Origin of the sequence: Pseudoalteromonas sp. NSLLW218 (assembly GCF_015864775.1) — a bacterium.
Lineage (GTDB): Bacteria > Pseudomonadota > Gammaproteobacteria > Enterobacterales > Alteromonadaceae > Pseudoalteromonas.
The window spans coordinates 290767-313595 of record NZ_JADYWO010000004.1; the positions used below are offsets into that span (position 1 = coordinate 290767).

The following is a 22829-nucleotide window of genomic DNA, read 5'->3' on the forward strand; positions in this document are numbered from 1 at the left end:
CAAGCGTAACTTTGGTGGAGTTATTTTGCAGGCATATTTACAGGCATAAAAAAGGGGCTAAATGCCCCTTAGTGTTATATAAAAATATTATATAAAAGTAGTTAGTCGTACTTTGCTTCTAGTTCATTAGCTGTATGAAACTTCTCATGGCTTTGTAATTGCTCGTCGTATTTAACGAGGTTTTTAAAGTGCGCTAATTGACCTGAGTTTTTAACAATTTCAACAATAAACGACATCATAAAGTCAGCACCCGTTAGGGTATCGCCCACTAAATAACGTTTACCTTCAAGGCGGTCGTTAAAGTAGCTAATTACTTTAGCTGTTTCGGCGTCGGCATAGCCTTCTAAAAACTGTGTTTTAGCGCCGTCTTTAAGTACAAACATTTTAAGTAAAAGCGGTAAAATTGCTGAGCTTTCTGCAAAGTGCAGCCATTGTTGGTAGTCAACGTATTCAGCGGTATCTACTTTTGGAGCAAATTTACCGTTACCGTATTTAGTAATAAGGTAATCGGTAATAGCGCCTGATTCAGCAATAATTAGGCCGCCGTCTTCAATTACTGGTGACTTACCAAGTTGATGAATATGCTTTAATTCGTCAGGGGCTAAGAAAGTGTCTTTATTGCGCTGGTAAGCGACGATTTCGTAGTCAACATTTAGCTCTTCTAAAAGCCAAATTACACGTTTAGAACGGGATTTATTTAAATGGTGTAGTTTGATCATGTCAGTCCTTTTGTGGCTTGTAAGGGCTTAGCCTTACAAGCCGTTTAAAATTAAAGTGGGTTATTAATTTTAACCACAGTTTTACCAAAGTTTTTACCGCATATCATATCGTTGAACGCGCCTACTGTATTTTCGATGCCTTCTACCATGTGCTCACGGTATTGAATTTTTCCGTCTTTTAGCCATTTTTGCATGTCTTGTGCAAACTCGTCGTAACGGTCGCCGTAATCATCAAAAATGATAAAGCCTTGCATTTTAATACGCTTAGTAAGCAATTGACCCATTAGCATACCTAAACGGTCAGGGCCTTCTGGTAAGCTAGTTGCGTTATATTGCGATACTAAACCACACAATGGTACGCGTGCTGCGGTATTTAATAGTGGTAGTACGGCGTCGAATACTTTTCCGCCCACATTTTCGTAGTAAACATCTATGCCTTTGTCGCAGGCTTTTTCTAATTGCTCTTCAAAGTCATCGGCTTTGTGATCAATACACGCATCAAACCCTAGTTTTTCAACGGCATGTGCACACTTTTCACTGCCACCAGCAACACCCACTACTTTACAGCCTTTAATTTTAGCTATTTGACCAACCGTTGCGCCTACTGGGCCTGTTGCAGCTGCAACAACTACGGTTTCGCCTTCTTTAGGCTGGCCAATATCAAGTAAACCCATGTAGGCTGTAAAGCCTGGCATACCCATAATACCTAACGCGTATGAAGGATTTTCAGGCTCTTTACCTAATTGCATTAAGCCTTCGCCATTACTAATGGCGTAACTTTGCCAACCGGTGTAGGCAAGTACCCATTCGCCTTCGCTGAATTTATCGTTTTTAGACTCTTCTACTTGGCATACGGTAGCGCCTACCATTACATCGCCCACATTAACCGGATCGGCGTACGACTTAGCATCGCTCATGCGGCCACGCATGTATGGGTCTAGTGATAAGTAAATAGTGCGTAGTAAAACTTCGCCGTCTTTTAATGCAGGAAGCTCTACCGTTTTTAATTTAAAGTTTTCATCTGTTGGAGCGCCATTAGGGCGTGATTCAAGAGTAAGTTGGCGACTAGTCGTAGACATATAAGATCTCCTATTAATATAAATAAACTACTTACCGAATGTTTACGCTTTTAAAATCGTGTTCAGCTAAACAATAATGCGCGGCTAAGCAGTATGAATATGTACAATGCGTACCTTAATAAAGGAGTTTTGGGCGGGTGGTTGATAATTCAACCTTTACAAAGTATTTATTCTAAACGATTTATTTAAGCTTGCTAAATATATGATTATTGTAAAAATCACCGTTTTTATAAATAGCCTGTTTAAGCACAGCTTCTTGTTCAAAGCCGTTTTGAGTAAGTGCTTTCATAGAGCCGGTATTACCAGCAAACACAGCACCAAAAACTCTGTTTAAGTGTGAGCTTGCAAACGCTTCATTGCATATAAGTTCAATAGCGCGAGTAATAATGCCTTGCCCCCAATAGGCTTTATTAAGCCAATAACCAATTTCGCCACTGTGGCTGTATTCAAATTCGCCGGGAGTTATACCAATACAGCCCGCAAATTGCCCATTTACAACAATGGCCTTAACCATTCCATTTTTAGAACCTTGGTTTATCCACCAATCAGCATCGGCTTGCGTATACGGAAACGGAATTTTTGACGATAAATAACGCGTAACCTGTTCATCATTTAAGGTGCTAATAATAAAAGGCGCGTCTTGGGCTTTAAACTCTCTGAGGGTGATCATATTTTTTCATAAATTTTTAGTATGCATACTAATTTAACAATCATTTAAACGTTAAACAATCAGAACCTAAATTAAACTCTTTACGGCTATTACTTTGTTTTAAAGTCCTCTAATATAAGCAAAATATGATACCTGTTTAAGATACCTTCATGCACCCACACATAGCCGCCCTTTATAATAGTGCCCAAAAGCCAAGCCGTTTAATTATTGGTTTAATGAGTGGTACCTCGTTAGATGGGCTCGATGTAGCGCTTTGCAAAGTAACGGGCGCGGGCTTAAATACACACATTGAGGTTTTAAATTTTACCACCGTTGACTACAACGACGATTACAAAACTAAAATAAAGCAGGTATTTGCTAAGCGGGAATGCGATTTAGAGCTTGTTACCTTGCTGCATCCGTGGGTAGGTAAACTCCATGGCGATATAGTTAATCAGTGCTTACATACTTGGCAGGTAAACCCGGCAAGTATTGATGTAATAGCGAGCCATGGGCAAACCATTTACCACTGCCCGCAGTCGCAGCATAACCACAAAAGCTTTACTAATGGCACCTTACAAATTGGCGACAGTGACCAGATAGCGGTTACTACGGGTATTACTACCATTGGTGATTTTAGGCAAAAACATATAGCGGCAGGGGGCGAAGGCGCACCACTGGCTGTGTATGGCGATTATTTGTATTTTTCGAGCGCTGCTGAGAGTCGGGTTTTGCTAAACATGGGCGGCATAGCAAACTTAACGTTTTTACCAAAAAATGGCGATGCAAACGGTGTGTTTAGTAGCGATATTGGCCCCGGTAATACCATTATGGATGCCTACGTACAGCAACATTTTACAGGGCTACATTATGACGATGGTGCTAAAATAGCAAAAGCAGGCAAGGTAAATACGCCATTATTAAATGCATTATGTAATAACGCATTTTTTGCACTCCCAATGCCTAAAACCACAGGGCCGGAAGTATTTAACTTAGCGTATTTAAACGCCGCGCAGCAGCTTACAAATACTCACTATTTAAGCCATGAAGATGTGATGGCCACCTTAAATACCTTTACTGCAACCGTTATAGCAAATGCATTAAACGAGTGTGCACAGCGCGCACAAAATTGTGTGGTGTATGCAAGTGGTGGCGGTATTCATAACCCGTTACTAATGGCGCAACTTACAGCGCTTTGCCCACGTATTGAGGCTTTTAAAAATACCGATGATTTAGGCATAAATCCCGATGCTAAAGAGGCCGTACTATTTGCCATTTTAGCCAACGAATGCCTAGCAGGTGAGCAGCAACACCTAAGTAATACTGAACAAGGTATTGCGGGAGTTACTATGGGTAAAGTGAGTTTTGCTGATTAAGGTTTTATAAGTTCGTATATCAACATATTAAAAAAACGAAAATAAACTTGAGCTCATATTACGAAAGTATTTTTTAACGCCATGTGGCTTAGTTTGGCTTTTAAGTGCTTGCTGATTTTTATAACCTGCTTCAAACGCATTTACTTGCATATCGAACTGTAAACTATTTTTTAAAGTGGCATTTAAGCCATGCAGCATTAATTGCATTACTAAGCAGTGGCTTTGAGTAATTTTACTTAATGTTAAATACACATAACCACGCTCTAAGTCGGCGTTAGTGAGTGCTTTTTCAGTAAAGTATTGCGCATCACGGGCACTGGGATACGTTGCGCTCAGCGAAATAATATCGTTTTCGTGGGCGTCATCCGGCAATACGCATTGCAGCGTTATTTCATGCATAGCACTGGCTTGCAAGGTTAACTGCTCGTATTCCATTGTGTGGCCCATAGCCGCAGAGAGAGGATCTTCAAACGATTGTAACGCAAATGTGAGTTGCGTCATTGGTGTGCTCATTTACTTCAACTTCTAGATTATAAAAAATACAGTTCGAGTTTAAATTATCATCTATTTTGATTGCAGTTTTATGACAAATTGCACTTAATCGGATAATCGCTGTATTTTGATCAAAAAAGATCGCTATATGTTCTTTCTCATTCGGTTTTGGAATGGTTTGTCACACATCTGGAATAAAGAGCCCTATGTGGCAAGGCTTGTAGTGATGGTATTGTTGTTCCTTATTTGGGTTTTTCATAGGGTTTTCTTCATAGGGAATAGAATTTGGTTTTTAGGCTTAAACTAATCAAAGCATTAAATAAAGATCCTAAATTAATATTCCATACTTTATTTTTTTGATTTAATACGGTATGCATTGCGGTTGAATGTTGTAGCACATATTAAAAGAGTGCCCTCACAAGCTAAGCTATCTTATGTTAAAAATGTAGTAAGGCGTTTATGAGCGATAACAGGTCATTGAGATTGGCTAAATATCGTCGTTAATTGATTGGTTAAACTGCGCTTTGCGCATATATTCATGAAAATGAGCGCTGCGCGCAAATTGGGTTATTTAACTTTACCTAAAAGCTTTAGAAAACTTAGTGATAGTAATACCTTAGGTAATTTGTTAAAACTATATAAAGTAGATAAATGAGCGCTAAGTCGGTAGAAATATGCGCGACGAGCGCACTATTAAATTGTTATATACCTAGATGAAATACGGCATAAATTTTCAAAACCAGATAGATATCAGTTCCATAAATGAGGGAATGTGTGTTCTTTCAATTATTCAATCTGAAGTGGTTGATGATACAAATATAGAGTTGCTTCAAGATAAGCTTAATCACTATTTGTGTTACATTCTTGATGGGCAATTAGAAAAGGAAGAGCCTCATAAATATGCTCTACCTAAGAGAATTGAGCTAATAATTGGTCATACTCAAACTGATACGCTTACTAACTTTCTAGAACAGTTGGTACCAATTTTATCATCTGAGAACATCAGCTTTGTTTTAAAAACAGAGTAATCGGTATATAACAAACCAATTAAGAAGGGACTGCTAACAGCTTGCTCGGTTCCGCTTCGCTACACATCTTAGCAAGCTATTTTCAGCCCCTTATTGGGGCGTTAAGTGCCAAGGAGTAATCTATACATGGATTCAAAAATTGACTTCTCACAGTATTCTCTCAATGACCTTTATTCTTCAGCAAAGTCGATTGACCGTGATATGTATCCAGAAAGAGCAAAAGAAATTGATGCTCTAATTCAAGAAAAAGAAATAGAAGATCATCAACAAGTAGATGAATCAAGAAATGTAGGTGAAAAAGCTGCACGTCTAGACCGTCTGTGGGCAGGACTAATTGATGCTGTTATTCACATGGTAGCTACAATCCCTTTATTTATGTATTTCGGTATGGAAGCTTTAAAAGATCCAACTTTGTTAGTCACAGTAGTTGCTTTAGTCTACGGGCTAGTAATGATTCTAATATTGCAAGGTTATTTGCTCTACCACTTTGGACAAACGATCGGTAAGAACATGATGTCTATACGAATAGAAAATTTAGATGGAAGTAAGGCTAACCTTCAAAAAATACTACTGTTGAGAATTCTACCTATGAGTTTATGTTCAGTCATACCTTTAGTAGGTCAATTTTTTGTTGGATTTGTAAACCCTGCTTTTATTTTTGGCAAAGAGAGACGTTGTTTACATGATTATATTGCTAAAACGCAGGTATCTTACACAGGCACTTAACAAGTTGCCTAAGTTCGCCGCAAAAAACGCGGCTGGGACAAATTCTCACTGGGCTTTGCCCAACAACGTTCGCATTTGCCCCTTGGCAAAGCGTTAGGTGACTGAGTGGCATTACCTGAAACAAACATGAAAGTACAAAAACCTTATCGAAAAAAGCTAAGAGAAGGGGATATATTTAGGCTCAAGTATTCTGATGATAGGTATGTCTTTGGTCAGATCGTTTCTTTGACTGCAAAAGCAGGTGGTTTTGGAAACTGCATAAAAGTCTACGTATTTGATGCAGTCTTAAACGAACCTGAGAAGGTAATCGATTTGTATTCTAATGAGTTGATGTTTGCTCCATTGTTTATCAATCGCTTGGGTTTCTCTCGTGGATATATGCCGATTGTTGATAACAAGCCTGTAGTGCAAATAACCACAAAATACTGTTACTTTGATGTGCCATTCAAAAAATATCTCGATGCTGAAGGAGATGAAATTTCCAATGCCAAGGGGGTAGTGGGGACATGGGGTTTAAGTAATTACCTGGTACTTGATGATTTGGTTAGTGAAATACTCGGTATTCCCGTGATTGAGGCTACATAAAACGTCACCTAACAAACTGTTTAAAGTGGACAAAATTACGTTGGCTTGGTTTCGCTCCGCTTCACATTTTAGCCAACATAATTTTGCCCATTAACAGGGCGTTGTATTCAAGGAGGTTTCAGCTGAGAGTCAAGGCTAGCAAAAAGTTAAAAGCTGAAATGTTCAAAAGAGTTTTGATCGCTTTAGTACTTTTTGTAATCGGAGTTTATATTCTAGGTTCACCTGATGGAGTTTGCTTTGAGATATTATCTCGCGATCTCTGTAATTCCGAAGAGAAGGCTGTAGTTTTTCATTGGATACTGTTTTTTGATTCTCTTTTGCTCGCATATGTTATGTTGCCGTTTTTTCATTTAGGCGCTATGAAATTCATTATTAAAGCAAAGAATACTAACAAGAAAATCAACAAGGACTAAAAACAGTGGGCTTTTGCTCCTACGTCGCCTATTTTAGCCAACAATTTTTGGGTCAAAGGAGTCAAATTTTGACTTCATACTTCGAGGTTTACCAGTGCCTGCTGATGTCGCACTAGCGAAGTTTGCCAGAGTACGCCTATCAAGTTAACTATATCCTTAAACCTTTACTGTACTTGAGAGGCTAGCAACGTACGGGTGATCCCTTCCAGCGTTAATTGAGAAATTAGCTTAATTCCAGCATTGAATGGGAAATATTCCAAATTCCTATTGGAAAATCACTTATTAAACCCTCGCCGTATATAGCTCCTAATTCCAAGCTTGAATGAGAAAGAACATAAGCAAAGCTGTTTTAGTAACTTATGGGAATAAAAAATTGCATCCGGCGGTTTTAATAGCGATTACTTTATATATAAAACAAAGGAGCTATTGAAACAGTTAAGCAGTATTTAGCTGCTCAGAAATAATATTTAAAAGCTCTTCAGCATCACTATATTCAATTTGAACTGCTCTGCTTATATCTAGTACTAAATTGTCTACTTTGGACTCAATATTGAACAATTTTTCATTAATGAATGAAAGAACTTCTATGTTAGCGATGCTGCAAGCATCAGTGGCTAGTTTCATTGTGCTCGCTTTATGTTCATCATAGTTTTGCGCGTCCATAAAGTCATCCTCATAAAGTGAGTCTGCGATATCAGGTATTTTTGAGTAGTGCCTAGGGCGTGTTGATCTTTGTGGATTGAAATTTGTTCAATCTAGGGACGATTAAATCGCGGCGCGAGGTTTGTAACCTAGTGGGCTAAGTAAAAACCGAGCAACAAAGAGTTGATCGTCCCTAGAAAGAACCCAAAGGGCAGCGCATGTTTGGTATTTATGCGGCGTTATCGCCTATTCGTGGGGAATAACCACACTACATAGGCTCTGCCTTGCCTAAAAACCAAACATACTGCTGCAAATTCACCCACGAAAGGTCAACACGCCCTAGTGAGATAAAAAATATCCATTGCGTCTTTACGCCTAACGCCATGCTCCCTTTCTAGCCATGAAATTAACTTCAACAATAGCATCCCAGCAGGCGATGCAACTTTAATATTAAGATTGGGGTTATTGGCAATTTTTACGTCTAGGGCATGTTTAAATGCTTCGTTAAAGCCTGTTACTGACATTCCAATATCATGCTGTGGCGGCCAAGTAATAGAGTTACCATCACCAGCAATATTTCCAAATGGAATAATATCAATCTCCCAGCTCTCACCGTTAGGAACGGTAGTTACTAGCTGGTGTACTTTTGTTTGATCAGGTGTAAAACCATTTTTTAGCAGATGCTCCTTTAACTGTTCAAACTGATCCCAGTTTTGGACTTGTATACCAAAATCAATATTTCTTGTACCTCGCTCAATTGCAGCACCGTAGCCATGATGGAGTATAATGTCTCTGGCGGTAGCACCTATGACTAGGTAAGGGATCCCTAATGCTTCAGTATGGGCGTTTATTTTTTGATAAAGGCCAACTAACCCTCGTGGTAATTTACCAACGACATTAAGCGATGTGCTTTTCATAAAACCTCGTTGCAGCATCTATGTTTCTTGCGTCTCTACTAGCTAATAAATTGGCATAAATTAAATACGGGTGTGCTAAATTGATCTTTGGCCCAACAAGTTTTTCTATAGCTAAAAATGGCTCCACTAAAACTACTTTTGTTACTGCATCGTTTATATCATCTTCTGCTTTTACTTTTCGTAATCGTGCAGTTTTTAAAATGACTTTTTTATGTTCAGGGCTTACGTAAATTAGATAATTTTTTGCATTTAAATAATCATCATATTGTTGAACAGCATATTCGCCTCCCCACACCGCATTTACATTATTTAGTTCAAGTTTTTGTAGTAGCTCCGTGTTATCAGTAGTGAAGATTTCTTGTTTTAATTTAGCTTCAACAGTTACAGGATAGGCGTCTAACCACTTCTCTAGTAAAGCTTTTGAATTGTTGATTGTTTTAGTGTGTTGGTCTTTTCGAACTATAAATTCTTGATATATTAAATCGTCAATTACTTGTTTAACCGTTCCCAGTGCAACCTCGGCCACCTTTGCAATTGTGCGCATGGGTTTATTTACCAGCTCCGGTTGCACTAAAAACATAAATACTACTTTCATACCCTTGGGTTGAAATGCCTTACCTAATTGTTTGGCTAAGGCTATTTCATTGTGGGCTTTTTCGGGCTTATTTCCCTGAATATCAATATAAATTGGGGGGCAATTAATATACGTGTTACCAACTCGGTCTATAAAGGATGTATTTTGCTCCTTTAATAGAGTTGCTTGATTAGGATTGATGTACTCAGTAATTAATAGGGCATTGGTTATCTGATTTTTTATTTTTAATTCAGCAATATACTTTTGTAAGGTGGTTGTATTTAGGTGCTTTTTGCATTTAATAATTAAATTGCTTTTAACATTAGGCAAAGCGAGTTTGCCCTCAGTACATTCTTTTTTAAAAGTTTTATACTCTGCGCCTAAACTCGTTTGCAAGTTTAGTTTCTCAATAGCTGCCTGTATTATCCCGTGGTCCATCATTTGTTCACTAATTTTGGCCATTCATTTTTATTGAACGGCTATCATTAATGAACGAGGAGTGTGGCAAGCTCACAAGCTTAAATTCCCTTACTGCAATTAGTATTTTGTAAGCTAGTGGGATAAGTACCAGCCTAATAAGTTACCTTTAGAGAGTTTATAACAGCTCAATTATAAAGCCCCTGTGTTAAACGTAACGTTTAACACAGGGGCTTTATAATTTTAGGCTAACCGACTAAACACGCAAAGCGCATTAAAACGAGTATTGCAGCCTTAATGAGATTGCGTTGCCCGATGTGATAGTGCCGCCCGCTTCAAAGTAATCGGCTTTAATGTAGTCGGCCATAAACTTTATGTTTTTGTTTACGGTGTAGTTAACGCCAAGAGCGTAGGTTTTTGCGTCTTGGTTTTCTTGCTTGAGTTTAAGTAGGCTATAGCGACCAGTGAGCTCCCAGCCTAGCTCTGAGCTTGCGCCTAGTTTTGCGTTTTTATACTTACGATACCCGCCCGATAGCTGATAACCAAATTGCAAATAGCCGCCTTCGTAATCGTTAGTTGTATCTTCAATACTAGTTACTTGTGCTTGTTGCCACTCGGCCATCATGGTCAATCTGTCTTTAAGCCATAACAGCTCTATACCTTGCTGCGAGAGGCTATCGGCATTAATTTTATCGCCTTCTATTAATGAGTCGGCGGTATAAACTTCAAGAGGTTCATTTACTCTAAATTCGTTGCCGTCGTACTGCCTCTCACTAAATGCAAGGCCTAGGTGTAATAGGTTGGTATCTTGCTGCCATGGCACCCAAGCTACGCGCCCTGTAATAGCAGACGTTGCTTCGTCTTCATCGGGCTTGTAATAACCTAGTTGCCAATTTACTGAGGCTATGTCTCCCGATAGGCTAATACCTAAACTACGCCCTGGCGAAAACGCTTCGCTTATCATGCTTCGTTCGAGCATTAATAAATTACGAGAGCTGGTTAGTTTTTCTAGGCCAAAGCCTTCTTTTTGTTGGCCTATGGTTAAATCGGCATATTTCCAGCCAGAGTATTCTAAGTAGGCGTCTTTTATTTCGGTTTCGCCATCGGCAAAGCCAAGTTGAAATTTACTTTTCCAATCTTTGCTGATGTCTGATTTAAAACTTAGGCGTGCGCGGCGTATTTCAGAGGTACTTTCTGAATCGTTGCTTTCGTATTGCCCCTCTAATAATGAGGTATCAAACTTGTTGTAGTCGAGCATAATATAGCCGCTTAGGTCTATATCGTCGTTAATTTTGGCAAAGCTTGCGTTACTTACAAAGCAAAGTGCTGAAAGTGCCGCATAAGTAATCGTTTGTTTAGAGGTCATGTTAGGCTGCCTTTGTTTGTTTTTCGGCTAAGTAACTTACTTTTAGTTGCGCTACGTCTCTTAAAAAGTCGATGTGCTCTATATCTACGGCAACTACGTTTAGCCCTGTGCGCTGTTTTAAATCATGGATAAGTGTGGCTTGGTTTTGTGGGGTTATGTTTTCTATGCGCTCGTAGCAAACGCTTTGTACTTCGTAGCGCTTTACAAATATGCTTGAGTCAATCAAAAAGGCAATTAAGCAAATAATGCCATTAAGAATACTTAGCTCAATTAAGCTCATTTGCCCTACAGAGGTGAGTAAAGCAATGGCAGTAACGAGAAATAAGTAAGTCATTTCTTTAATCGAAATAGACTCAGTGCGGTACCTTAGCATGGTAAATACGGCAAATAGGCCAAATGCAAACTCCATTGACATATCAACGCCGTGCAGCAAAAAGGTAATAATAAAAACGCCTACGCCAAATAAAATAAACGAGCCTGCCACCACTGCATTTTTACTTATGCGAAAGTAACAGCCATAGCAAAGTACAGCCAGCGATAGAATGTTAACTAAAAAGCGGGAAAGAAAAATAAGATCTAATTTGGTCATTTTAATTATTCTCTAAAGGTAATAGTGGGTTAGTGCGGTTAAGGTGTTTTAAGCGGGCTAAAACAGGTTTAAAGCGGTTTACTTTTAAGCGCTCGGGGTAGAGCAAAGCACAGCCAATGCAGTATTTACTAAACGAGGCAGGGAATACGTGGTGTTTGCTCATAAGCTTATAAAATGGCGAGTGTTTTGTTTTTTTACTTTGCTTAAGCTCGGCAATAAAAAAGCCCGGTAATGTTATTTTGTTATCGCCTTTTGGGGTGTTGTACCACAGGTTAAAATCAAGCGTTAAGCGCTCGGCTTTTTCTTCGTTGGCTAGGGCTATGCGGTTATAGCCGCTTTGCTGGGTTACGTTTAAATGTGCAAAGCTGTTTTTCATTTGCTCTTTCATAAACGCAGTACAATGGGCTTGCTCGTTGTTTTTTTCGAGCTTGATGCGTGTTTTAACAGTGCGGCTTTGGTTGTTTTTTAGTTTTACTTCTAGGTATTCGGTGGCGGTATCAACGTAGCGCCTTTGGCGCACTTTGTAGCGATTAAGCTTACCGTTATGGTGGGCTTTATATAAATCAAGCTCGGGCGTATCAAAGTACTGATTATAATAAGAAAACAAACGCTTACCTTGTATATCAAGTACGCGGTACTGCCCTTGTAAGTGAGTTAGTAACTCAGGTAAAAAAGACAGTGGCAGCATAAATTTGCTATCTACACGGTTCATTAAATTAGCGTTATTAAGATCGTTTAATCCGTAGCCTTCAAATGGGGTGAGTAACTCGTTAATTAATGTTGATAATGAGCCTTCAGCATTTGGCTTTTCAGGTTGGGCCTGCTTATTTTTAGTGTTTATTGCAGCCAATGCTACAGGTGCAATTGAAGTATCCTTTTCAAAAAGTTCATCCTTAAAACGTGCTTGAATTGTCATAATTTTCTCAGATTATTAAATTGCAAAGTAATAGAGTGCAGTGCCAGCGTGCTGACACCGCATGAAGGATGGGTTGTTTATCTAGCGCAAAAGCCGCTGCCATCGCCCGCTGAGGGTAATGTGCCATCAAGTTGCGCGGCCATATTTGCTACGCGATACTGCATAAACGACGTTAAGCCGTAAAACTGCCCTGTTGTAGAGGTAAGGTTTTGCTCAAAGTAGGTTGAGCCATAAAAGCTAGTTGGGTCGTTTTCTACGTGCTCACGAATTAGGTCGGCTATTTCATTTACGCGTGCGTTAAATGTTTCGCTTGAAAGTGAGCCATTAATAAGCTGTGTTAAATAGCTGTGGTACGTATCGAGGTTGCTTTGCTCGGCAAATACATTAGCGATTAATGGGCGCTCGCTTAATGCGCCGCTTACTGGCTCATCAATGTAGAGCTCTCTTACATCTACACCATTACAATCCATGTTAAAGGTGCCAAATGATTCGTTAAAGTCCCATGGCAAAATGCTAAATACGCCATCGTCATCGTAAATATAATAGTTATGTGCAAGCGGGCCGTGGTAGCTATCTAAATTGGACAGTGAAGTACTAACCGACATATAACGTAAAAGTGTGTCTACTTCTATGGCGCTGGTTTCGCCTTTATCGAGCGATTCTACAAAGTTAATAAAGGCGCCGTTATCTGTGGTGTCTTCGTTGGCTTGCAGGTTTATATCGGTGTAGCTTTGTATGTCGTCACCTAGCCATAATAAATCGCTGCCTGTGCCATCTGGCTTGTATAAATCGCCATTACTGTTGGTAAAGTGTTTTTCAACAAATTCGCCATCTACGGCTTCTACCATTAAATACAAACCAAATAGCTCGCCGTTTACATAAAAGTTAACGTAAGCATGCTCTGGCGTTGGCACGCCCATTTCATCCATTAGCTCGTAGGCGATTACTTCACGCATGTACGACGGGTCGTTAAACGAGTTTTGTAATGTGAACTTTTTTAGCCCAAAAAACTTTTGACCCGACACATATTCGTTAATATCAACCTTAAAGCTGTAACGGTCGCTGCTAGAGTTGGCAACACTGCTTAAACTTGAGCCACCTTTAGTGCGAATAGCCACGCTATCGAGTGTTACACCATTAAAGGTAATAGCGGTTTCGTGGTATTCCTCATCAAGAGGGTTATCTAGGATGTCTTGCCAGTTTTCGTCAGTAATTGTAATAGAAAGCGTATTAACAGCCGTGGGTGTAAATGCGGTTGCTGCTGTATTATCACTACTTGGGGTAGGTGTTAAAAATGCATGAGTAAAGTCGGTACTACTACTTAGGCCGTAACTAAAGCCTGTGGCTACATCGCTTTCATCCCAGTCAATGTAGTCAATTACTTCATCGTTGAGTATTAAGCTTAGCTCGTCTTCTTTGCCTAGTTTAAAGGGGACGTAGTAAGTACCTGGATCTTCTTCGGTGGCATAAATAGTAATGTAACTACCTGCGTATAAATCTATGTCGGGCAGGGTAACGGGGTCTATGTCGTCGCTTTCATCAATAACTTGGTAGTTAGCTAAGTTAATAGTATTTGCGCTGTTGTTGTATAGCTCAAACCAGTCGTTGCCATCGTCTGCGGCGCTTGCCACCACTTCGTTAATAACGAGTGGCCCGTGGGTTGCTTTGCTGTTTTGGCTAAGCTCTGTTGGAGTTAATACGGTTGTTGCATCGCTGCCATCAGGGTAGCGGCCATAGCTGTAACCACTCAGCGCTTGGCCTTTGTTCCACGATAGCTGCTCTATAATTACATTGTTACTGTAAAGGCTTACGGTATCGCTTGAGCCTAATTTAAACGCTACGCTTGGCAGATCGCCTAAATCATCGGTGCTTGCGTAAATACGGTAAAACTCACCCGGCGATAACGTAATATCGGGTAGAGCAAACTGTTCGTTATTGTCATCACTTAGGGTGTAGTCTGCTAAATAAACATCGCTACTGCTTGTTACATAAAGCTCTATCCAGTCCTCACCGCCGCTACTGTCTTTTGCTACTACTTCGTTTATACGAAGTGGGGCGTCTTCAGCAATTAAGGTTGTAACAAGTGAAGAGGTATCTGCTGTTTGATTAGCTGCGCCCTCTGTGGGTGTTAGTGTTTGCGCGGTGCCGGTGCCATCGGTGTATAAGCCGTAACTAAACCCTTCAGCGGCTTCGCCTTCCTCCCAATCAAGTACAGAGATAGCAGTGCCGTCCTCGTATAACGTAACCGCATCGTCGCTCCCTAGTTTAAAGGTGACGTAATAACCGTTATCGGGCGGTGTATCGGTTTCATCAATGGCTTGAATAACAATAAACTCACCTTGGGAAAGTGCTACTGCGGGTAAAGCTTGAGGCTCTCTGTCGGCGTTATCATCAACAAGTGAAAATACCGATAAGTCGGCTATATCTTCAGTGGCGTATAGCTCAATCCAATCGTAGGTTGTATCGCTTGGGCTTGCGACAATTTCGTTAATAACTAGGCCAGTTGACGTGATTGCTGTTGATGAATCAGTACTTTGCTCTGTGCTGGTGTCGGTAGTTTGCTCAGTACCGCCACAGCCATACAATAATGTAGTAGAGGCAATAACTGAATAAAATATAAAAGGTTTTATATTCATGTATGCACGCTTATTATTTTATTAAAGTGGATAAACTATAAGAATAAAAGGTGCAAACAATGTGTAAAAATTCAGTAAATTACATTTTTATGATGGTTTTGTGACGAGCTTTAAGGACGCGTTAACTGCAAGGCTCACAATAATAGCGTGCGTGTATTTAAACGTAAAAAAGCAGATACCTAATTAGCATCTGCTTTTTAATTTTTAACGAAGAATATTTAATTACGCTTGAGGTTTAATTAAGTACTTCTCGCCTGTAGCTTGTTTAGAATAAGCGGCAATTGATTGTAAATGTAATACCTCAGCTAATGAAACTTCGTGCGTGTAGTTGCTCGCAAAAGTAGTGGTGATTTCATTAGCAACGCGTTTGCGCATTTTCATTACTGTATCTGTGCCTAATTTACCTAAAGCATTAAATAACAAGAACCCGTTTACAGCCCAAGCAAAACCAAAGTTTCGGTTTAATGTAATAGGGCCGCGATCTAGTGCGCCATAAATGTACACTTGTTTAAATGTGTCAGAGCCATAAATCGTGTGCTCTTTCATATCGCGCGCAGCTGCAACTTCCATGCAGTTAAGTATGTCACTTGTTAGCTGGCCGCCACCAATAGGATCAAACGCGATAGTTGCACCGGTTTCGATTATTGCAGCTGTTAGGTCAGCAAGAAAAGAGTCCTTGCTTGAGTTAACAATATATTTTGCACCCATATCGCGCAGTAATTTTTCTTGTTCTGGTTTGCGAACTATATTAATTAAATCAATGCCATCGGCAATACAAATACGGTTTAGCATTTGGCCAAGGTTAGAAGCCGCTGCGGCGTGAATAATGGCTTTATGGCCTTCAGCGCGCATGGTTTCTACCATGGCGAGTGCGGTGAGTGGGTTAACAAAAGATGATGCACCTTCTTTTGCGGTAGTCCCTTCTTTTAACTCTAGGCAACTTTGTACATTGGCACATATAAATTGACGATACGTACCGCCACCAATAACAGCCACTGTTTTGCCCATTAATGCCTGTGCGGCTGGCGATGAGCCTGCTGCCACTACGGTGCCCGCGCCTTCATTACCTACGGGTGTTGCTTTACCTACACGGGTTTTAAGTGATGGCATAAATTGAGCTGGAACATCGGCAGTAATTACTGGGTCTTCATCAGTACCCGATTGCTTTGCAGTAGACATATCAGCTGCGCTGAATAAAACGCCTAAGTCTGATGGGTTTAATGGTGCAGCTTCAATGCGAATAACCACTTCATCGGCATTTGGCTTTGGCATCTCGATGTTTTTTAAGGCAAGTGTTAGTTTATTGTCTTCGCTGATAGTTGAAGTCAGTTGGATATTTTTATCTGTCATAAGTGTCTCCTGCAAAGAATTAAATTTGTTAAGCCAATCACATTATTGTATTGGCGATACGGTGTTAGTAATTAAAATTTAGAGTAGATTGCTTTTATAGCTACGCGTTATTTAGCGTTTGCTGCTTGAATTTGCGCTTTCACTTTTTGCATAAATTCAGCCATATTCGCTTGGCGATCGGCCTCTATGTTTTGGGCAATGGCTAATTGGCTCATTGATTCGTTCCACTTTTTCATGCCGGGAACTTGTGCTAATACATCCCAATCAAGCTGGCTTGAGCCAAAGGCGCTAACTATGGTGTTTACGTAATAAACATAAATGTCTGCCATTGTAAATTGCTCGCCTGCAATCCACGGCGAAAACTTACACACGCTACTTAAAGCGGTTACGCCACGCGTTAATACTTGGCGTACTTCGGCTTTAGTTGTTTCAGGTACTTCAGCGCCTGAAAATACATAAGGGATGAACCGTCTGCTTGGCAGTTCAAAATAAAGCTCTGCCATTTTCATAATTTGACGTACAACTGCGCGCTCACCTGCATCTTCAGGATATAGCGGGGTTTGTGGGTACGACTCTTCAATAAAGTCGCAAATAACACTCGACTCAGAAATATTAAGGCCGTTAGCTGTTGTGATTGCAGGCACTTTGCCTGCAGGGCTGATTGCTAATAACTCTTCACTACCGCCGTAAACAAGGTGTTCTTTAAATGGCAGTTGTTTGTGTAAAAGTACATGTTTAACTAGGTTGTAATAGTTGCTAGCAGCAAAACCGTGCAAAGTAATCATAAGTCAGCTTTCCATCATTAACGTGAAGATACTCATTGCCAAAAATGCAATTTAAGTCCCTGTCTTTAGGTTGAGTACATTATTACTTGTTTTAATTTGCTTATATATAGGGGAAAATGCGAATCACTTTTGTCTTTAAGACAATAAAGCATTTTATTTAATGGAGAGGCGACTTGGATCAACTAAAAGCCATACGGTATTTTATTAAAGTGGTTGAAACGGGCAGTTTTACCAAAGCCGCAAAAGCATTTGATGTGCCGCCTTCGTCGTTGTCGCGGCGGGTTGCTGATTTAGAAAAAAGCCTAGGGGCGACGCTTTTAAAGCGTTCGACCCGCATAGTTAAATTGACCGAAGTTGGGCAAATTTACTATAACGATGTTCAGCAAATATTAAATCAGCTAGAGCAAAGCCACGAAACTGTACGCAGTTATCAAACAACACCAATGGGGCGATTATGTATAAGCTCAATGGTGAGTTTTGGTGACAAAATATTACTGCCACTGCTAGATGAATTTAGCGCGCTATACCCTGAAATTATATTAGATGTTAGCTTAAGTGATGAGTTATCGACACTTGGGCGTGACGATGTTGATATTGCGATTCGTGGTGGTTACGCGCCAAATGAGCGCGTGCTAGCAATAAAACTAATGGATAATGGCTTTATTCCTGTCGCGTCACCCTGCTATTTACAAAAATACGGTGTGCCAAATAACGCTATGGAATTAAAGCACCATAATGGCCTTTATTTTAAAACGCCAGCGGGGCCAACGCCGTGGTTATGTAAAGTAGATGAGCAATGGCACGACGTTTCTGGGCCTGCGGTCGCTATTTCAAATAACGGTTCGTGGCTGGCTAAAAAAGCGTGTAATGGTGAGGGCATTTTAATGTCTACTCGGTGGGCGCTCGACTCATACCTTGAGTCTGGCCAGTTGCAAGAGCTTAAGTTTGAGCATGAATTAGCGATAAGCCAAAATGCGACTATGGCGGTTTATTTGTTGTATCAAAAGCAGCGCTATTTAGTACCAAAGGTAAAAGCGGCGGTCGACTTTTTAGTAAAAAGAATAAAAGAAACAGATGAAGATAGTAAGCGAATAAAATAGGCCTTAAGAGTTAGGCCTATTGTTTGTATAAATAATAGGTAAAAAATATCTCCTTAAGCTAAAGCTTTTAACTAAGCGCCCGATACATTACTTAATAGGGTTTAGAGATTAAGGATAATCATGGTTAATAATGCACTTGGCAGCCAGTCTAATTTAAGCACTTTACTTGCCCAATCAGTTAATAGCGCTAACCAAACCTCTGTGAGTCCTTCGCTGCTAACCGGTAGCGACCTTCAAGCTATTAATGATTTACAAACTAACGCCCCCAAAATATCCGATGAATTATTAAGCCAGCTAAATAACGAAGCTATTGACGAAGCACTAGTTAGCAATCAAAAAGTAGGGGATATTTTACAACAGCAACTTACCTCGCTATTTACTATTTCAAGTACGCCTAGCACGCTTAACTATAAACTCTCCGATGAAGAACTCGCCCTGCGCACCGTAATAAGCTCTCAGCATGAGGGGTTATTAAAAAACGAAAACAGTACCCAATTAATTGAGCGATTAAATACGTCGGTTAAAAATATTCAGGGTGCTTATGCAAATACCAGCGATATTTTATCGAGTTTAGGTCAGCTTGGGCATGAGCAAGAAACGTTTTTAGCCTCAAGTCAGCAACGTGTTGAGCGCTCACTTAATCCCTACATGGAAAGCCTCAATCGCGCAAAATACGAGGATGACGATAACTACCTGTTTGAGCTCTCGGTAAAAACTAAAGAAGGTGATGTTATAAACATTACCTTTAACTCATCGCAAGGGTACGATGAAAACACAGGCGAAGCCGTTGATGGCTTTAGTTTAAGTTACGAAGTAAATGGCGATTTATCTGAGGCTGAGCATAAAGCACTTACGCAGGTGCTCAGTGGTGTTGGCGAAATGGCCGATGAATTTTTTAAAGTGAGTGAAAACTCATTTAATCCTCTTATAGTGCCAAACCAAACAGACATGAGTTTAGATTTTTTAGCAGGGTTTAATAGAGAGCAGCTAACAGGCTTTGATGTGTCGTTTTCAACAACGCAAAATAAAGATCTTGATTCGAAAGAGAACACGCTTGATTTAAGTTACTCCATTGATGAAGCATCAAACCAGCAAGCACTTGTGTTTAAAGCCGCAGGTGGGCAAAACGATATTGATTTTGCACTCGATATGTCAACCATTGGCGCTAAAGACACGCAGCAAATGCAGCAGTATTTAGCGTCGCTCGATCAAAGCTTAGAAGATAGCCGAGTAAACAGTACCAAAGACGATAAAGAGTCGGCATTTGGGCGAAAAGGCGACGAAGCAATGCTGCAGGGCTTTGCATTATTTAAAGGCGCTTTTGCGAGTATGTCGTCGGCGGCTGAGCGTTATAGCAATTTGGAGTCGCTTGCAGATCAGCACTTTAATGACGGGCGCGCTATGGTAGCCGATTTAGTTGATAACATGGTCGCAAACGATAGCCGTTATCAAGGGCTAGGTAATAAAGCGCCGAATACATTAGGAGCGGGGATTTCTAAGCTCGCTGATTTTGATGCTACATTTTCTTATGCGCTGGATAACGGCGACTATCAGCCTAAAAGTACCATTGAGCTAAGCCAAGCGACTGATCAAACCCAATTAGGGGATCTTAGCGGTGTAACGCAAAGTAAAAATGTAAGTAGCCATTTTGATTATCAATACAGTCGCCCTGATTACTACAACAAAGAAGAGAGTTATAACGTAGGGTCTGCGGTTAAAAATAAAGAGCTTGTGGGGCTCGATCAGTCTCACGAGGTTGATGTTGATACAAAAATGTATGCGTTTAACCCGCAAACTAACCAATATGAGCTGCAAATGGCGATGCAAGAGCAAACAGTTAGTAAAAGCGACATTCGCTTAATTGACGATATTTGGCTTGAAGAAAACGAAAACAGCTACTCAATGCATAAAAAAGAGCGCGATGAGAGTGATGACAAGCAAGATGATTTTATAGAAACAAACCGTCACTCACACACCAAGCTTGTTACCTTAATTGGTGACTTAGATAAGTTAGCCGAGAATAAAGACGTAAGGAGAGAATATTTAACTAACTTATCGCAAGTTAACTTTTTTATGGATAAAAAGTAACGGTCTTGAGTTGTTCACTCCACACTCAATATTGGGTATAGTCGTTAAATGCTTTATTTAATACCTAATTTAATATCTAATTAAGAGCAACCTTATGTTTAAACAATTAATTTTATTGTGTGCTTTAAGCATGCCGTTATTAAGCTGTGCTGCTGAAGCACCATTTTCGGGCGGAATTACCACTGATGTACTGCTAAGCGACTACGACAAATTTAACGAGCAATACAAAGCGTTTACACCAACCGAGCAAGATATAGCCCTAATGCAAAAGCTAGAAGGCAAGGAGCTAATTGTATTATTTGGCACATGGTGCCACGACAGTGAGCGCGAAGTGCCGCGTTTAATTAAGTTACTAGATGAATCTAAAGTACAACTTGCAAGCATTGAATATGTGGCCGTAGGTTACAACAAGCAAGACGATGCAGGTATTGCACAGGCTAACGACTTGCAATACACCCCTACGTTTATAGTAAAAGATAATGGTAAAGAGTTAGTACGCGTAATTGAAAAACCAACGGGTACGTTAGCGCAAGATTTAACTCAGGACTTATAAATAGAGCTATTTATATTAGAGCTTGTCGGTTTAGCTAATCTGTTTATAAGTTAGATGGTGAGTTGCAATAAATAGTTTATTAATAAATTAATGTGTGGGTGGTGCACTTCCAATTAGAATCTAGGAGATTTTTTTCTGTTCAATTAGAGTGGCTGTCCTGTTTAAATAATTTGAGCCCGTATATAAGCTAGCATCTAAATTTATTTTAACTTTTTCTTTTTGACATTTACGGGGAGTCCTATAAGACCCTAGATAGAGGCTGAACAATATTAGGATGATCTCCAGTTAAACCTGCCTAGTGGCGGTCTAGTTTTGTTAGTTCAATAAGCGATTATGCAACATAAACTGCGTGGTGTGTAAATACTAAAGTGTTAACTGTCCAAGGAGGCTACATGATCGAAGCAACTTGCCATTGTGGAAATATAGCAATAACCACAAAAAAATTACCGAAATCAGTAACCAGTTGTAATTGTTCCATATGTTATCGTATTGCAGCTTTGTGGGTATATTACACAGCGAATCAAGTAGTAATAAAACAAGAATCAAATAATGCTATATATCTATGGGGTAATAAACTACGTTCGTATCACTCGTGCTCGTTTTGTGGTTGCACCACTCATTACACTCAAAAACGAGATAATGGTACAAATAGAGTTGCAATAAATGCCAGAATGGTAAACTCAGATATTATTAAAGCAGTAAATATCAGATATTTTGATGGTGCGAATACATTTAAATATATCGAGCAATAAAGCACTCAACAAGAGGCTAAGCTTACCAATAATCGCATATACGCGACTTACAAATCGCGTATACACTTATTAATATAAACATTATTCACTAAACAAGCTTTTTTCGAATGCTTGCGCAGCATGCGAAGACGGTCTGTCTTTATAATGCAGTTGGTATAGCGGCCGAGAGAGTTGCTCGTTATTTTTTTGGCTCAGGCGCGTTAATTTACCTAGCTGCACTAAATCTTCAGTGACTACATTTGGCAATAAAGCGACCCCCATACCTTGAGCAACAGCCCTTGCTATTGCCTCGTTGCTGCCCAATTGCATACTTTGCTCTGCTTGTACGCCATGCTCTGCTAATAACTTAACCGACATTTCTAAAGTGCCAGAGCCTGGCTCGCGCAGTAGCCAAAACTGTTTGTTTAACCATGCTTTTAAGTCTTTCGTGGGCTTAAAGTTACTGGGTATAACAACACTCATTAAATCGTTTTGCCAGTGCTTACTTATTATATGCGGCTCGGTAGGTGTGCCTTCAACCAGTGCTAAATCGATAGTGCATTCAAGTATGGCGTGCTCAATTTGCGCTGTATTAGCCACTTGTACTTCTACTTTTATATCAGGGTACTGCGCGCAAAATTTAGCTAAGTAGGGCGGTAGCCAATAGCTGGCAATGGTGGTGCTGGTACCTATAACGAGCGTGCCGCGTTTTAGCCCAGTGCGCGATTTAATATCTTCAATGGCGGCTTTTTCTATGGCAAAAATGCTACGTGCATGATCATATAAGGCTTGGCCACCCTCGCTTAAGGTGAGCTTTTTACCCTTAGATGCACGTTCAATAAGTTGAATGTTTAACTGATGCTCAAGTTCTTTTAGCGCCTTAGAAACAGCGGGCTGGCTTATAAAAAGCGCCTCAGCTGCTGCTGAAAAACTGCCTAATTTAGCCACTGTATAAAACACCCTAAGTGCATGTAAATTCATTGAACAACCTTAAATTGCATAACCTTAAGTTATCGAATCATGATTTTAATATATTGGAGTTATATTTTGCGCTCTCTTAAAATGAAGTCAACAGTTTAACGTTGTTCAATTGAAGGA

At 40.0% G+C, this 22829-nt stretch carries 22 protein-coding genes; 8 read left to right on the forward strand and 14 right to left on the reverse strand.

Annotated elements, in window-relative coordinates; all coding sequences use genetic code 11:
* Positions 1–101 precede the first annotated feature (101 nt).
* The 3 genes from I6E80_RS08110 to I6E80_RS08120 form a co-directional block, all read right to left on the reverse strand.
* Positions 102–719, reverse strand: a complete 618-nt coding sequence (locus I6E80_RS08110; protein WP_010554991.1) for a glutathione S-transferase family protein — start codon at positions 717–719, stop codon at positions 102–104.
* Between the two features lie 50 nt (positions 720–769).
* Positions 770–1798 (reverse strand): NADP-dependent oxidoreductase, encoded by a 1029-nt coding sequence (locus tag I6E80_RS08115; protein ID WP_197185300.1) that lies wholly within the window; start codon positions 1796–1798, stop codon positions 770–772.
* 181 nt (positions 1799–1979) lie between these two features.
* Complete coding sequence (locus tag I6E80_RS08120) at positions 1980–2468, reverse strand: GNAT family N-acetyltransferase (protein WP_197185301.1); 489 nt, start codon at positions 2466–2468, stop codon at positions 1980–1982.
* Positions 2469–2617: 149 nt separating this feature from the next.
* On the opposite strand from I6E80_RS08120, the gene I6E80_RS08125 reads away from it, so the two are divergent.
* Complete coding sequence (locus tag I6E80_RS08125; RefSeq protein WP_197185302.1) at positions 2618–3823, forward strand: anhydro-N-acetylmuramic acid kinase; 1206 nt, start codon at positions 2618–2620, stop codon at positions 3821–3823.
* A gap of 27 nt (positions 3824–3850) precedes the next feature.
* On the opposite strand, the gene I6E80_RS08130 is transcribed toward I6E80_RS08125, so the two are convergent.
* Positions 3851–4336, reverse strand: coding sequence for a hypothetical protein (locus I6E80_RS08130; RefSeq protein WP_076924966.1), 486 nt, complete (start codon positions 4334–4336; stop codon positions 3851–3853).
* Positions 4337–5028: 692 nt separating this feature from the next.
* Between I6E80_RS08130 and I6E80_RS08135 the strand changes: the two genes are divergently transcribed.
* The 3 genes from I6E80_RS08135 to I6E80_RS08145 all read left to right on the forward strand — a co-directional run bounded on the left by I6E80_RS08135 (position 5029) and on the right by I6E80_RS08145 (position 6654).
* Positions 5029–5343, forward strand: coding sequence for a DUF6572 domain-containing protein (locus I6E80_RS08135; RefSeq protein ID WP_331459331.1), 315 nt, complete (start codon positions 5029–5031; stop codon positions 5341–5343).
* A gap of 126 nt (positions 5344–5469) precedes the next feature.
* Positions 5470–6069 (forward strand): RDD family protein, encoded by a 600-nt coding sequence (locus I6E80_RS08140; protein ID WP_170071576.1) that lies wholly within the window; start codon positions 5470–5472, stop codon positions 6067–6069.
* Positions 6070–6174: 105 nt separating this feature from the next.
* Positions 6175–6654, forward strand: a complete 480-nt coding sequence (locus I6E80_RS08145) for an Imm26 family immunity protein (protein ID WP_197185303.1) — start codon at positions 6175–6177, stop codon at positions 6652–6654.
* Positions 6655–7502: 848 nt separating this feature from the next.
* Here the strand turns inward: I6E80_RS08145 and I6E80_RS08150 are convergent.
* From I6E80_RS08150 to I6E80_RS08190, 9 genes are all read right to left on the reverse strand, one after another.
* Positions 7503–7730 carry a hypothetical protein gene (locus I6E80_RS08150; protein WP_197185304.1) on the reverse strand — a complete coding sequence of 76 codons (228 nt, stop codon included), beginning with the start codon at positions 7728–7730 and terminating at the stop codon, positions 7503–7505.
* Between the two features lie 308 nt (positions 7731–8038).
* Positions 8039–8626 (reverse strand): nucleotidyl transferase AbiEii/AbiGii toxin family protein, encoded by a 588-nt coding sequence (locus I6E80_RS08155; protein ID WP_197185305.1) that lies wholly within the window; start codon positions 8624–8626, stop codon positions 8039–8041.
* The gene (locus tag I6E80_RS08160; RefSeq protein WP_197185306.1) at positions 8607–9662 is read right to left on the reverse strand and encodes a type IV toxin-antitoxin system AbiEi family antitoxin; all 1056 of its coding nucleotides are present in this window, start codon (positions 9660–9662) and stop codon (positions 8607–8609) included. The genes I6E80_RS08155 and I6E80_RS08160 overlap by 20 nt, the downstream gene beginning before the upstream one ends.
* 229 nt (positions 9663–9891) lie before the next feature.
* A complete protein-coding gene (locus tag I6E80_RS08165; RefSeq protein ID WP_197185307.1) occupies positions 9892–10983 on the reverse strand; it encodes an OprO/OprP family phosphate-selective porin in 1092 nt (363 codons plus the stop codon).
* Position 10984: 1 nt separating this feature from the next.
* On the reverse strand, positions 10985–11572 hold the full coding sequence (locus I6E80_RS08170) for a DUF4956 domain-containing protein (protein ID WP_076924972.1): 588 nt from the start codon (positions 11570–11572) through the stop codon (positions 10985–10987).
* Between the two features lies 1 nt (position 11573).
* A complete protein-coding gene (locus I6E80_RS08175) occupies positions 11574–12488 on the reverse strand; it encodes a polyphosphate polymerase domain-containing protein (RefSeq protein ID WP_076924973.1) in 915 nt (304 codons plus the stop codon).
* Positions 12489–12565: 77 nt separating this feature from the next.
* Complete coding sequence (locus I6E80_RS08180; protein WP_197185308.1) at positions 12566–15124, reverse strand: CotH kinase family protein; 2559 nt, start codon at positions 15122–15124, stop codon at positions 12566–12568.
* A 222-nt stretch (positions 15125–15346) separates the two neighbouring features.
* Positions 15347–16474: a zinc-binding dehydrogenase gene (locus I6E80_RS08185; protein WP_197184046.1), complete on the reverse strand. Its 1128-nt coding sequence runs from the start codon at positions 16472–16474 to the stop codon at positions 15347–15349.
* Between the two features lie 107 nt (positions 16475–16581).
* Entirely contained in the window at positions 16582–17259 is a 678-nt protein-coding gene (locus I6E80_RS08190) for a glutathione S-transferase family protein (RefSeq protein ID WP_197185309.1), read from the reverse strand.
* A 173-nt stretch (positions 17260–17432) separates the two neighbouring features.
* Here I6E80_RS08190 and I6E80_RS08195 point away from each other — a divergent pair, with 173 nt between their 5' ends.
* The 4 genes from I6E80_RS08195 to I6E80_RS08210 all read left to right on the forward strand — a co-directional run bounded on the left by I6E80_RS08195 (position 17433) and on the right by I6E80_RS08210 (position 21752).
* A complete protein-coding gene (locus I6E80_RS08195; protein WP_170071584.1) occupies positions 17433–18359 on the forward strand; it encodes a LysR family transcriptional regulator in 927 nt (308 codons plus the stop codon).
* 120 nt (positions 18360–18479) lie between these two features.
* The gene (locus I6E80_RS08200; protein WP_197185310.1) at positions 18480–20447 is read left to right on the forward strand and encodes a hypothetical protein; all 1968 of its coding nucleotides are present in this window, start codon (positions 18480–18482) and stop codon (positions 20445–20447) included.
* 94 nt (positions 20448–20541) lie between these two features.
* The gene (locus I6E80_RS08205) at positions 20542–21000 is read left to right on the forward strand and encodes a thioredoxin family protein (protein WP_197185311.1); all 459 of its coding nucleotides are present in this window, start codon (positions 20542–20544) and stop codon (positions 20998–21000) included.
* Between the two features lie 392 nt (positions 21001–21392).
* Positions 21393–21752 carry a GFA family protein gene (locus I6E80_RS08210; RefSeq protein WP_170071587.1) on the forward strand — a complete coding sequence of 120 codons (360 nt, stop codon included), beginning with the start codon at positions 21393–21395 and terminating at the stop codon, positions 21750–21752.
* An 81-nt stretch (positions 21753–21833) separates the two neighbouring features.
* Here the strand turns inward: I6E80_RS08210 and I6E80_RS08215 are convergent, their stop codons facing one another.
* Positions 21834–22712, reverse strand: coding sequence for a LysR family transcriptional regulator (locus I6E80_RS08215; protein WP_197185312.1), 879 nt, complete (start codon positions 22710–22712; stop codon positions 21834–21836).
* Positions 22713–22829: the final 117 nt, after the last annotated feature.